Raw genomic sequence first — 11692 nt, forward strand, 5'->3', positions numbered from 1 at the left:
ACGTTAGTGAGTTCGACGTTAGTGAGTTCGGTCCTCCAGTTGATGTTACTCAACCTTCAACCTGCCCATGGCTAGATCACTCGGTTTCGGGTCTAATGCTAGCAACTAYWCGCCCAGTTAAGACTCGGTTTCCCTACGGCTCCCCTATGCGGTTAACCTTGCTACTAACATTAAGTCGCTGACCCATTATACAAAAGGTACGCGGTCACCCCATCACTAAGTCACCTCTGCTTGATTGGGCGGTTGACCCACGCTTCGCGTGGTTAACCCAATCAACAAAGTGATAGCGTCTCACTAAGATAAGGTGTCTTAGTGATGGGGCTCCCACTGCTTGTACGTAGACGGTTTCAGGTTCTATTTCACTCCCCTCACAGGGGTTCTTTTCGCCTTTCCCTCACGGTACTGGTTCACTATCGGTCAGTCAGGAGTATTTAGCCTTGGAGGATGGTCCCCCCATGTTCAGACAAGATATCACGTGTCCCGTCCTACTCGTTTTCACGYCTAAGGCGCCGTCGGTTACGGGGCTATCACCCTTTATTGCCAGGTTTTCCAACCTGTTCACCTAACGCCTAAGCCGCTTAAGGGCTGCTCCGGGTTCGCTCGCCGCTACTGCCGGAATCTCAATTGATTTCTTTTCCTTCGGGTACTTAGATGTTTCAGTTCCCCGTCCTACTCTGTCCCGTCCTACTCGTTTTCACGTCTAAGGCGCCGTCGGTTACGGGGCTATCACCCTTTATTGCCAGGTTTTCCAACCTGTTCACCTAACGCCTAAGCCGCTTAAGGGCTGCTCCGGGTTCGCTCGCCGCTACTGCCGGAATCTCAATTGATTTCTTTTCCTTCGGGTACTTAGATGTTTCAGTTCCCCGAGTTCRCCTCTTAGCGCTATGTATTCACRCTAAGATACCTGCTTATGCAGGTGGGTTTCCCCATTCGGACATCGATGGCTCAAATGCTTCTTACCAGCTCACCATCGCTTTTCGCAGGTTAGTACGTCCTTCATCGCCTCTGACTGCCAAGGCATCCACCGTCTACGCTTAATCACTTAACCATACAACCCCAAGAGGTCTTTTTGCTCGATCTTTCTCTTTTATACGGCCTCTTGCTCACCGTTTGCTTGGTCACGTAACACGTTACGCTCCCCGCGACAAACGCCTCGCGCGAGATTGTCTAAAAAAGAAATCTGCGTCGCAAAACCACTCAGTGTTGAATCATCAACCAATTAAGGTTTTGTTTTTGCCGGACTCAAAATAGAGACTTTGCTTATTCAATAAGACAAAGCCCAAGCACACTTGATTGTGTGAGTGACATTTCTGTCACTRATTGAGAACTTTACTGTCATTCTTTAAGAATGACTTGTCAGCTTTCCAGATTGTTAAAGAGCATGTGTATTTATCAATACGATAAACCACTTTTTAAAGACACTTATCATCATAAATGCGCTTAAAAAGTGGTGGAGCTAAGCAGGATCGAACTGCTGACCTCCTGCGTGCAAGGCAGGCGCTCTCCCAGCTGAGCTATAGCCCCATCATAATTCCTTAGATGCTGGTGCCAATTTCTTTTGAGGCAAGGCAGTGTATTTCGACGTTTAGTTCGCTAAACGAGGAATGCACTAACGAAGCATCAGGAGAAATTGGTGGGTCTGAGTGGACTTGAACCACCGACCTCACCCTTATCAGGGGTGCGCTCTAACCACCTGAGCTACAGACCCATCTAAGGTACGAGCCTTTCACTAAGGCATTCGTATCTCTTTGACTTTTAACCTATACAATCTGTGTGAACACTCGCAAMAATAGCGTCAGTAAGGAGGTGATCCAGCCCCAGGTTCCCCTAGGGCTACCTTGTTACGACTTCACCCCAGTCATGAACCACACCGTGGTAAACGCCCTCCCGAAGGTTAAGCTATCTACTTCTGGTGCAGCCCACTCCCATGGTGTGACGGGCGGTGTGTACAAGGCCACAACACGAGCTGACGACAGCCATGCAGCACCTGTCTCAGMGYTCCCGAAGGCACCAATCCATCTCTGGAAAGTTCTCTGGATGTCAAGAGTAGGTAAGGTTCTTCGCGTTGCATCGAATTAAACCACATGCTCCACCGCTTGTGCGGGCCCCCGTCAATTCATTTGAGTTTTAACCTTGCGGCCGTACTCCCCAGGCGGTCTACTTAATGCGTTAGCGCCGAAAGCCAAAGTCTAAACCTCAACCTCCAAGTAGACAGCGTTTACGGCGTGGACTACCAGGGTATCTAATCCTGTTTGCTACCCACGCTTTCGCATCTGAGCGTCAGTCTTTGTCCAGGGGGCCGCCTTCGCCACTGGTATTCCTTCAGATCTCTACGCATTTCACCGCTACACCTGAAATTCTACCCCCCTCTACAAGACTCTAGCCTGCCAGTTTCAAATGCGGTTCCGAGGTTGAGCCCCGGGCTTTCACATCTGACTTAACAAACCGCCTGCATGCGCTTTACGCCCAGTAATTCCGATTAACGCTCGCACCCTCCGTATTACCGCGGCTGCTGGCACGGAGTTAGCCGGTGCTTCTTCTGCAGCTAACGTCAAGCCRTGCACSTATTAAGTACACCACCTTCCTCACTGCTGAAAGTGCTTTACAACCCGAAGGCCTTCTTCACACACGCGGCATGGCTGCATCAGGGTCTCCCCCATTGTGCAATATTCCCCACTGCTGCCTCCCGTAGGAGTCTGGGCCGTGTCTCAGTCCCAGTGTGGCTGATCATCCTCTCAAACCAGCTAAGGATCGTCGCCTTGGTAAGCCATTACCTTACCAACTAGCTAATCCTAACTGGGCCCATCCCAACGCGATAGCTTACATGTAGAGGCCACCTTTGGTCCGTAGACATTATGCGGTATTAGCCGTCGTTTCCAACGGTTATCCCCCTCGTCAGGGCAGGTTCCCAGCCGTTACTCACCCGTCCGCCGCTGAAGAGAAAAACGAATTGACTGTGCCGAACAACTGTAAAAGTTGTCGTTTGGTCACTCAGTTCATCGAATAAATCTTTTTGTCTATTCTCAACGAGTGCCCACACAGATTGCATAGGTCAAATTGTTAAAGAGCGTTGACGGTGCGAAGCTGCGCTTCGCTTGGTCAGGGCTGCGTATCTTACGCGCCTTGCCGTTAAAGTCAAGAAGAAATTTTATCTTTTACTTTCAACCCGCCGGGTGAAATAAAACCTCTTTTTGACTCCCCTAACGCTTGGCGTTAAGTAGGCCGGCCATCTTAATCTTTTAAAAACTCACGTCAAGCGTTTATTTTTATTTGATTTTTTGCCTCGACATGGCCGCTGAACGCTTGCCCTGCGTGCCGTGTCGATGGAGGCGCATTATAGAGAAGCTGATCAGGTTGGCAAGTCCTTTTTAGGTGTTTTTTAGAAAAAAACTGTCACTCGCTGTTTTTTTACTCGCTAGGGTGTAAAACTGGTATCAAACTCGCCGCTATTTAGCACTGTTAATAGAGAAAAGAGGGATTTGTGATGGCAAAACAGCTGCGCGCTTATAAAGGCATGACGCCTCAGCTTGGCGAACGCGTCTATATTGATGAATCCAGTGTATTGGCTGGCGATATTACGCTAGGCGATGATGTGAGTATTTGGCCGCTGGTTGCAGCGCGTGGTGACGTGAACCATATCCAGATTGGCACTCGGACCAATGTGCAAGATGGCTCAGTCCTTCATGTTACTCACAAAAATGCCGAAAACCCACAAGGTTACCCGCTGATCATTGGCGAAGAAGTGACAATCGGCCACAAAGTCATGTTACACGGCTGTCGGATTGGCAACCGAGTCCTAGTGGGAATGGGGACGATTATTCTCGATGACGCTGTGATAGAAGATGAAGTGCTGATTGGCGCTGGCAGTTTAGTCCCGCCCGGAAAACGCTTAGAGAGTGGCTATCTGTATGTTGGCTCACCGGTCAAACAAGTTCGCCCCATTACCGACAAAGAGCGTGCTTATTTAGCACGCTCAGCGCAAAACTATGTCGACACCAAAGACATCTACCGCTGCGAGTGCTAGATCAGCAAGCTGCCATCGGCTTCAAACGCTTCTGATTCGATGGCCGCTTCCATGTGCTCTTCAATATCAAACCAAACCAGTTCGACAATCGCCTGCGCATTATCCGTGTCCACCGCACAGCCGGCGAGCGCGGATAAGGTGGTAAAGCGGACAGCGCATGGTAACAATGCACCATTAAGTTGGCCGTAAAAACAAACACGGGCCTTTGCCGTATCGACCTGCGCTTGGTCCGCAGCCAGAATAAGGGATTGATTCATTGATTGAGTGCCTCTCTTAACTGCTCACGCACACGTTCGGTTTGTGGCCGACAGCCGCGCCATATAGCAAAGCTTTCCGCCGCTTGTTCCACCAGCATGCCCAAGCCGTCTAAACACCGTCCTGCTCCTTGGTTTTGCGCCCACTGGTTACTGGTTGTGCTGCCAGCTTGATACACCATGTCATAGACAGTGGTCGCTGGACCAATCGCGCCTTGAGGAAGAGGAGGATAGCTTTGATGTAAACTCGCCGAGGTCGCGTTAATGATCACATCGACCGGCGCCGCCATGGGGCTATCCACGGCATGACTAGTGATCGGTCCGGCCTCACCAAATGCAGCAGCTAGTTGCTGGGCTTTTTGCTCGGTGCGATTCACAATCATCAGCGATGCTGGCTCTTGTTCTAGTAAAGGAAGCAACACACCCCGAGCTGCACCGCCCGCACCCACGACCATAATGCGCTTATCACGCAGTGCCACACGGTGGTAGTGCAAATCAGTCACCAAACCTGCTCCATCAGTATTATCACCCAATAGAGTGCCATCGCTTTGCTTAACCAGCGTATTCACGGCACCGGCGCGGCGGGCACGCTCTGTGAGTGTATCAACCCAGTCATACGCTTGCTGTTTAAAAGGCACGGTCACATTGGCGCCACACCCTCCTTGCGCAAAAAACGCCTGCATACTGGTCACAAAGCCTTCGAGTGGCGCTTCAATGGCTTGATAGTCGATGTCTTGTTGGGTTTGCGTCGCAAATGCGGCGTGGATCTGCGGCGACTTGCTATGGCCAATCGGGTGGCCGACCACACAATAACGATCGGTCATCTGTTACCACTCCCTCGGTTTAAGGTAGTCGCGATAGAGTCTCGCTTCCGGCGCGTCTTCATCGGGTGACCAATTATATTCCCAACGTGCCATCGGCGGCATCGACATCAGAATAGATTCGGTACGCCCACCACTTTGTAAGCCAAATAGCGTACCTCTGTCATACACCAAGTTAAATTCGACATAGCGTCCGCGGCGGTAAAGCTGGAAATCTCGCTCACGCTCACCATAGGGTGTGGCTTTGCGGCGCTGTACAATCGGCAGGTAAGCATCGATAAAGCCTTTTCCAACCGCTTGGGTGTAGGCAAAGCACTGCTCGAATGGCCATTGGTTCAAATCATCAAAGAAAAGCCCACCGACGCCACGGGTTTCATCGCGATGGGGCAGATAAAAATAGCGATCGCACCACGCCTTGTGATCAGCGTACACGCTATCACCGAAGGGCGCGCACAAGGCTTTGGCGGTCTCATGCCAATGCTGGCAATCTTCCTCGAACGGATAGAAAGGCGTGAGGTCAAAGCCACCGCCAAACCACCACACAGGATCAGCGCCTTCTTTTTCAGCAATGAAAAAACGTACGTTCGCGTGCGAGGTCGGCACGTAAGGGTTGTGAGGATGGATCACTAACGACACCCCCATAGCCTCAAAGCAGCGCCCGGCGAGCTCTGGGCGATGCGCGGTCGCCGAGGCAGGCATTTGATCGCCAAATACGTGCGAGAAGTTCACTCCCGCTTGCTCAAATACTTGGCCCTGACGCAGGACGCGACTGCGACCACCGCCCCCTTTCTCACGCTCCCACGCATCTTCAATAAAATGCGCTTGACCATCTTCTTGCGCAAGCTGTTGGCAAATATCATCTTGAAGCTGGAGGAAAAAAGCCTTCACGGCTTGCTTATCAATTGTCGACTGACCGTGTGCCACGCTCACATCCTTTGTTACTGAGACTATATGCGTACTTTACCTGATCCACGCAGTGGGATCTTGACGGAATTTCATCCCCCACCGCCGACGCAAACGTTTTCCTTGCGGTGAAATCTGGGTATAATTCGCGCCACGCTCAGCTTATCTTATTCACGCTTGTCATCAAGAAGGACGTATTATGACTGTCGGTATCATCATGGGCTCACAATCCGATTGGCCTACCATGACACATACAGCGGCTATGTTGGATCACTTTGCCATCCCTTACGAAACCCGTATTGTCTCCGCCCATCGCACACCACAGTTACTTGCCGACTACGCCCAACAAGCGGCCGAGCGCGGGATTAAAGTGATTATTGCCGGCGCCGGGGGGGCCGCCCATTTGCCTGGGATGACCGCCGCACACACCAGCCTGCCGGTGCTCGGCGTGCCGGTCCAGTCAAAAGCGTTAAAGGGCATGGACTCATTGCTTTCTATTGCTCAAATGCCCAAGGGCGTGGCAGTGGGCACACTCGCCATTGGAGACGCAGGCGCCGCGAATGCAGGCCTCCTTGCGGCACAAATTCTCGCAACGGCCGACCCTGATTTGATGGCAAAAGTGGATGCGTTTCGCCAAGCGCAAACTGAGGCCGTTCTCGCTCAACCCAACCCACAAGGGTAAGGCCATGAATATTCTGGTGTTAGGCGCGGGACAACTGGCCCGGATGATGGCCTTGGCCGGCGCGCCGCTCAATCTTATCGTCAGCGCCTATGATGTGCGTAGTGGCGACATTGTTCACCCACTGACGCTGCAACCACTGGGGCACGGCCTCAATACGGCCATCGCCGGCGCGGATATTATCACCGCGGAATTTGAGCATATCCCCGCTGATATCTTGCATCACTGCGAGCAAAGCGGGAAGTTACGCCCCAGTGCTCAGGCGATTCTAACCGGTGGCGACCGCCAAATTGAAAAAGCGCTGCTGATGCAAGCAGGTGTCGCCAATGCACCGTACCGTATGGTGTATACACAGGCTGATTTAGAAAAGGCGGTCGACGCACTGGGCGCGCCCTTAGTACTCAAAAGCACCTTGGATGGTTATGACGGCAAAGGACAGTGGCGCTATCGTGACGGCGATGATCTTCACGCATTGTGGGCAGAGCTCGACGCCTTTCTCACCGCGCCCGAACAGCGCGATGGCCAAGCCATCATTGCCGAAGCCATGATCCCTTTTGACCGAGAAGTGTCACTAATTGGTGTGCGTGGCGCGAATGGTGAATTTGCCAGCTATAGCCTGACCCAAAACCACCATCATGATGGGATACTCACCTTGTCTGTGGTGCGCCCGGATGAGCATGCTTTGCAAACACAAGCCGCGGACATGTTGGAAAAGATTGCCAGCGCGCTTAACTATGTGGGGGTACTCGCGGTGGAATTCTTTGATGTAGACGGCAGCTTGCTGGTGAACGAGATAGCACCTCGGGTGCACAACTCCGGTCACTGGACACAGCAAGGTAGCGCGTGTTGCCAGTTTGAAAACCACCTGCGCGCCGTCAGCGGCTTACCCCTCGGCCCGACCGAGTTAATTCAGCCGACGGCGATGATCAATATCTTAGGCCAAGGCAGTGTCCCGCTTGCGACCTATCGTGATGCCCATGTGCATTGGTACAACAAAACGCCTCGTCCGGGGCGCAAAGTGGGTCATATTAATGTCACGGCCACATCGAACGCGGCGCTTGCCACCAAGTTAGCCAGTCTCGCCAGCTACCTCCCTGACAATGCTTTTCACGGTTTAAAATCGGCTGCCTTGGCTCTCGCCGCGCAAACCGACTAATCCTCGCTCTCCGATTCTGCAGCCGGTTCACCTTGAATCGCGCTGCAGGACTTATCGGCACATTGGTGTACTGTCTTGCCACCTTTCTTACGCTCCACCAGCAGCGCAAAACCACATTGCTCGCAGGTGCCGGCTATCGGTTGTGCGTTTACCGCAAAATGACACTTAGGGTATTGGTCACAGGCAAAAAAGCGCTTGCCGTAACGCGAGGTGCGCTCCACCAGCTCACCTTTGTGGCAGGCAGGGCAAGTGAGGGTAGTATGATCGGGTTCATCCGGTTTTTCGATATGCGTACATTGCGGGAACTGATCGCAGCCAATAAACATACCGAATCGACCTTGGCGTAACACCAATTCTCCCTGATGACACGCCGGACAAGCCACGCCAAGCGCTTTTACTACATGGCCATCACCATGATGTAACGCTTTGGTATAGTGGCACTCTGGGTAGGCCGTACAGGCCAGAAACGGGCCTCGTTTGCCCGATTTAAACGCAAGAGCGCTGCCACATTCCGGGCAGCGCTCGTGGGTGTTCGGGGTGTTATCTTTACTCATTCACACCTTTTACTGTCATTGATAAGCGTTAGTGCACGTATCCCTCTTGTGCGTCGTACAGCATTTCTTCCATCTGTGTATACGCACGCTCGTTACCGGGCACGTTAAACAGCACCATCAAAATGACCCATTTTAGATCATCAAGACCAAATTCTTGGGTCTCAAGTTCCATCACCCGATCGATGACCATTTCACGCGTTTCCGGTGAAAGCACCCCAGCCTGCTCTAAGAATAAGAGAAAGCCTCGGCTTTCTTGGTCGATAAAGCGTGTTTCTTGCTCGGTATAGATTCGAATCGAGCTTTGGGCACTGCCTGATAGGTAAGGCTGTTTATCCGCATTTTGCAACTGTGCCAGCTTTTCAAGCCAGTTCAGGGCTTTATATATATCGTCTTGATGAAAACCCGCGCGGGACAATTCATCTGCTAACTCGTCCTGATCGATCATCACTTCCACATCGCTGTGGATGTAGGTTTCGAACAGGTACATAAGAATGTCCATCATGGCTAGCCCCTCCTCGTTCTGACATAGCCACCGGGTACTGCTGCTACAAGCCCCTGGAGTTCTAAGTCTAACAACTGCATCATGATTTCGTGAACCGGTTGGTTGCAGCGCTCAGCCAGTACGTCGACACACGTCGCGTTAGCCCCTACGTTAGCCAACAGCGCAGAAAATGGCAATCCTTCGTGCGTATCTAACTTTGGTGCGTCACTAAATAATTCGTTTTGCTGACTCACAGCAAACTGAACCAAGCTATCCACATCACTTATAATATCATCAACACAATCGACTAACACGGCGCCTTGTTTTATCAATTGGTGGCAACCTCGCGATTGGACTTGGTCTATGGGACCGGGAATCGCAAACACACTCCGGTTTTGCTCTAGCGCATAACGTGCCGTGATCAGTGACCCACTTTGCGGTGCGGCCTCTACCACTAATACGCCTGCCGACAACCCACTGATCAACCGGTTGCGGCGCGGAAAGTGTTCGGCTCTTGGCGGGGCGTCCGGCCAAAACTCTGAAACAAGCGCCCCCTGCGCTTCAATCCGCTTGGCCAATGCGCGATGCCGGGCGGGATACACATTGGCCAGTCCGCTTCCCAGCACCGCCAAGGTTTTTCCGCCGCCCTCGAGTGCGCCTTTGTGTGCCCGGCCATCGATACCTAGCGCAAGCCCACTGGTGATCGCAACGCCATGCTCAACCAGTTGTTTAGCAAATTGAAACGCCGTTTCTAGCCCTTGCGGTGTCGCGTGTCGACTGCCCACCATCGCCAATTGAGGCATCGCCAAGCAAGTCAGATCGCCTTGCACATACAAGACCAAAGGCGGCCGTGCGATTTCTCGGAGTAGTGCAGGATAAGCTGGATGGTCAAAGCCAATCAGGTGGCAATTCTCTTGCCTCGCCCACTCAAGGCTACGCTCAATCATGGCATGATTGGGGTGCATGATGGCCTGACATTGCTCAGCGGTTAAGCCAACCGCGGCAAGCTCATGATGGGGTTGGTCACACAATGCGTCGATGGGCATTTTAGCTAACAGCGCGCGCCGCTGCGGGACGCGCAACCGCGGCACTTGAGTCAGCGTCAACCATCCTCGCAGCGATTTATCGTGCATAGGCCGGTTGAGAAGATGGCGGTACCGCATGCATGCCGGCTTTGATCGGCTGACGCGCTTGGGTGATCACCGCCAAGCTAACCCAAGGGTAAGCCCGAACGACCATGGTTTGTCCCACCGTCACATCAGGCATGGGTGTGATGGATTGTGTCGTGCTTTCATTCGCGTTTTGATAGCGATACTCACCGGGGTCATTTAACACCTTGGCCCCCCCTTCGGTGACAGTAAACATTTGCCCGGTCGTCACGCCATCATTGGCACCTTTATCGAGCACCACCAGCTGACCATTCGCGACATACTCACTGCCATAAAGATGCCCTAATAACCTCGCGTCGGTTTGAGCCACTTGGGGCCAAAAACGCGCATGCGTGTTCTCGGGCAAAGGTAACAAGACATCATTGGGCCGTACTTCCTGCACCACGCGTGTCAGTGTCATCACACTACGCCCTTCACTTCGCGCACGGATACGTCCGTCAGCGACATGTTTTAAGCTCACCATAGCGATCGGTTCGGCACTAGCCTCTGACGTCGCAGGGCGTAAAAAGGTTTTCTCAACCCGAAAAACCTGCCAATTTTTGGCACCCAGCGACGCATCCACATACAGGGTATCGTGCACTGACAGATATTGACGCCCATCTGTAGAGCCAAGAACACGAGGCAGCGCCACCAAACGCGCCTTTTCGACCAGCATATCCTGTTGTAAATAGGGCAGCAGCATAGGATCCACACTGCTCAGCGCTGACGTCTTGGGTGCATCTCCCTTTGCTGCAATCGCGCGCCTAGACTTGTAGCTGACGGCCGGTTTCCCCGCTTGCCATGTGAGGGTGAGCACATCGCCAGGATAAATAAGATTGGGATCCTTTATAGCCGGATTTGCGTACCATACGTCACGCCATTGCCAAGGATTATCGAAAAAGGTGGCGGCGATATCCCACAGGGTATCCCCCCGCTCAACCACGTATCGCTGACTCTCGGCAGGGCCGGCTGCCAGCACTGGTAGCGCGATAGCCAATAGCCCAGCGGCGGCGAGATTGAATAGCTTTCTTGTCATCAATGTCTTCCTCACCCGACGAATGATGCTGATGCTGTCAATTGGCTGGCAAAATGTCTAGAATTAACCCAATTACCCCGTGCCGCTTTCGGCACAGTTCAATTTTTATGAGACGTTATGGCTTTACTGAACGTATTAACATTCCCAGATGAGCGCCTTCGCACCGTGGCCAAGCCGGTGGACGCTGTCACACCTGAGATCCAGAAAATGGCTGATGACATGATTGAAACCATGTACGCCCAAGATGGTATTGGTCTCGCGGCCACTCAGGTTGATTTTCACCAACGCATGGTGGTGATTGATGTCTCCGAAACCCGCGATCAGCCCATGGTGCTTATCAATCCAGAAATCATCGAAAAGCGCGGTGAGGATGGCATTGAAGAAGGATGCTTATCTGTGCCCAGTGCACGCGCATTGGTTCCGCGTGCGGCAGAAGTGACCGTAAAAGCGCTGGATCGCGACGGCAACGCTATCCAGTTTGATGCCGACGACCTGCTAGCGATTTGTATTCAGCATGAGCTTGACCATTTAGAAGGTAAGCTGTTTGTGGACTACCTATCGCCGCTGAAACGTCAGCGCATCAAGCAAAAGATGGAAAAAATCAAACGCGCTAACCAGAAAGCAAGCTGAGGTCAC

Annotated in this window: 11 protein-coding genes, 2 tRNA genes and 2 rRNA genes; 4 read left to right on the plus strand and 11 right to left on the minus strand. The window is 52.5% G+C overall.

The window, feature by feature from the left end:
* The 4 genes from BZG73_RS16085 to BZG73_RS08795 all read right to left on the minus strand — a co-directional run.
* Nucleotides 1-1048, minus strand: a 23S ribosomal RNA gene (locus BZG73_RS16085); the annotation flags it as partial.
* Nucleotides 1049-1448: 400 nt separating this feature from the next.
* Nucleotides 1449-1524 (minus strand) — tRNA-Ala (locus tag BZG73_RS08785).
* A 107-nt stretch (nucleotides 1525-1631) separates the two neighbouring features.
* Nucleotides 1632-1708: transfer RNA gene (locus BZG73_RS08790), tRNA-Ile, on the minus strand.
* A gap of 91 nt (nucleotides 1709-1799) precedes the next feature.
* Nucleotides 1800-3018: ribosomal RNA gene (locus BZG73_RS08795) — 16S ribosomal RNA — on the minus strand.
* Nucleotides 3019-3484: 466 nt separating this feature from the next.
* Between BZG73_RS08795 and BZG73_RS08800 the strand changes: the two genes are divergently transcribed.
* Nucleotides 3485-4024, plus strand: a complete 540-nt coding sequence (locus BZG73_RS08800) for a gamma carbonic anhydrase family protein (protein ID WP_077668122.1) — start codon at nucleotides 3485-3487, stop codon at nucleotides 4022-4024.
* On the opposite strand, the gene BZG73_RS08805 is transcribed toward BZG73_RS08800, so the two are convergent.
* The 3 genes from BZG73_RS08805 to hemF are packed head-to-tail and all read right to left on the minus strand — an operon-like array spanning nucleotide 4021 to nucleotide 6023.
* On the minus strand, nucleotides 4021-4281 hold the full coding sequence (locus tag BZG73_RS08805; protein ID WP_077668123.1) for a DUF1488 family protein: 261 nt from the start codon (nucleotides 4279-4281) through the stop codon (nucleotides 4021-4023). The genes BZG73_RS08800 and BZG73_RS08805 overlap by 4 nt on opposite strands.
* Nucleotides 4278-5102 carry a shikimate dehydrogenase gene (gene aroE / locus BZG73_RS08810; protein ID WP_077668124.1) on the minus strand — a complete coding sequence of 275 codons (825 nt, stop codon included), beginning with the start codon at nucleotides 5100-5102 and terminating at the stop codon, nucleotides 4278-4280. The genes BZG73_RS08805 and aroE overlap by 4 nt, the downstream gene beginning before the upstream one ends.
* A gap of 3 nt (nucleotides 5103-5105) precedes the next feature.
* Entirely contained in the window at nucleotides 5106-6023 is a 918-nt protein-coding gene (gene hemF / locus BZG73_RS08815) for an oxygen-dependent coproporphyrinogen oxidase (protein ID WP_046074889.1), read from the minus strand.
* A gap of 178 nt (nucleotides 6024-6201) precedes the next feature.
* Here hemF and purE point away from each other — a divergent pair, with 178 nt between their 5' ends.
* Together purE and BZG73_RS08825 are read left to right on the plus strand one after the other, a co-directional pair.
* A complete protein-coding gene (purE, locus tag BZG73_RS08820; RefSeq protein ID WP_046074888.1) occupies nucleotides 6202-6684 on the plus strand; it encodes a 5-(carboxyamino)imidazole ribonucleotide mutase in 483 nt (160 codons plus the stop codon).
* 4 nt (nucleotides 6685-6688) lie between these two features.
* A complete protein-coding gene (locus BZG73_RS08825) occupies nucleotides 6689-7837 on the plus strand; it encodes a 5-(carboxyamino)imidazole ribonucleotide synthase (protein WP_077668125.1) in 1149 nt (382 codons plus the stop codon).
* Here the strand turns inward: BZG73_RS08825 and BZG73_RS08830 are convergent.
* From BZG73_RS08830 to BZG73_RS08845, 4 genes are read right to left on the minus strand one after another with little or no spacing between them, the layout of a single operon-like run.
* Nucleotides 7834-8391 (minus strand): DNA topoisomerase family protein, encoded by a 558-nt coding sequence (locus tag BZG73_RS08830; RefSeq protein ID WP_077668126.1) that lies wholly within the window; start codon nucleotides 8389-8391, stop codon nucleotides 7834-7836. The two genes, BZG73_RS08825 and BZG73_RS08830, sit on opposite strands and share 4 nt — an antisense overlap.
* Before the next feature lie 28 nt (nucleotides 8392-8419).
* Nucleotides 8420-8893, minus strand: coding sequence for a DUF494 family protein (locus BZG73_RS08835; RefSeq protein WP_046074885.1), 474 nt, complete (start codon nucleotides 8891-8893; stop codon nucleotides 8420-8422).
* A gap of 2 nt (nucleotides 8894-8895) precedes the next feature.
* On the minus strand, nucleotides 8896-10005 hold the full coding sequence (dprA, locus tag BZG73_RS08840; protein WP_077668127.1) for a DNA-processing protein DprA: 1110 nt from the start codon (nucleotides 10003-10005) through the stop codon (nucleotides 8896-8898).
* Nucleotides 9995-11056, minus strand: a complete 1062-nt coding sequence (locus BZG73_RS08845; protein WP_077668128.1) for a LysM peptidoglycan-binding domain-containing protein — start codon at nucleotides 11054-11056, stop codon at nucleotides 9995-9997. Before BZG73_RS08845 ends, dprA begins: the two co-directional genes overlap by 11 nt.
* A gap of 117 nt (nucleotides 11057-11173) precedes the next feature.
* Between BZG73_RS08845 and def the strand changes: the two genes are divergently transcribed.
* Nucleotides 11174-11686, plus strand: coding sequence for a peptide deformylase (gene def, locus BZG73_RS08850; RefSeq protein WP_046074882.1), 513 nt, complete (start codon nucleotides 11174-11176; stop codon nucleotides 11684-11686).
* The last annotated feature ends 6 nt before the right edge of the window (nucleotides 11687-11692 follow it).

Origin of the sequence: Salinivibrio siamensis (assembly GCF_001996005.1) — a bacterium.
Taxonomy (GTDB): domain Bacteria; phylum Pseudomonadota; class Gammaproteobacteria; order Enterobacterales; family Vibrionaceae; genus Salinivibrio; species Salinivibrio siamensis.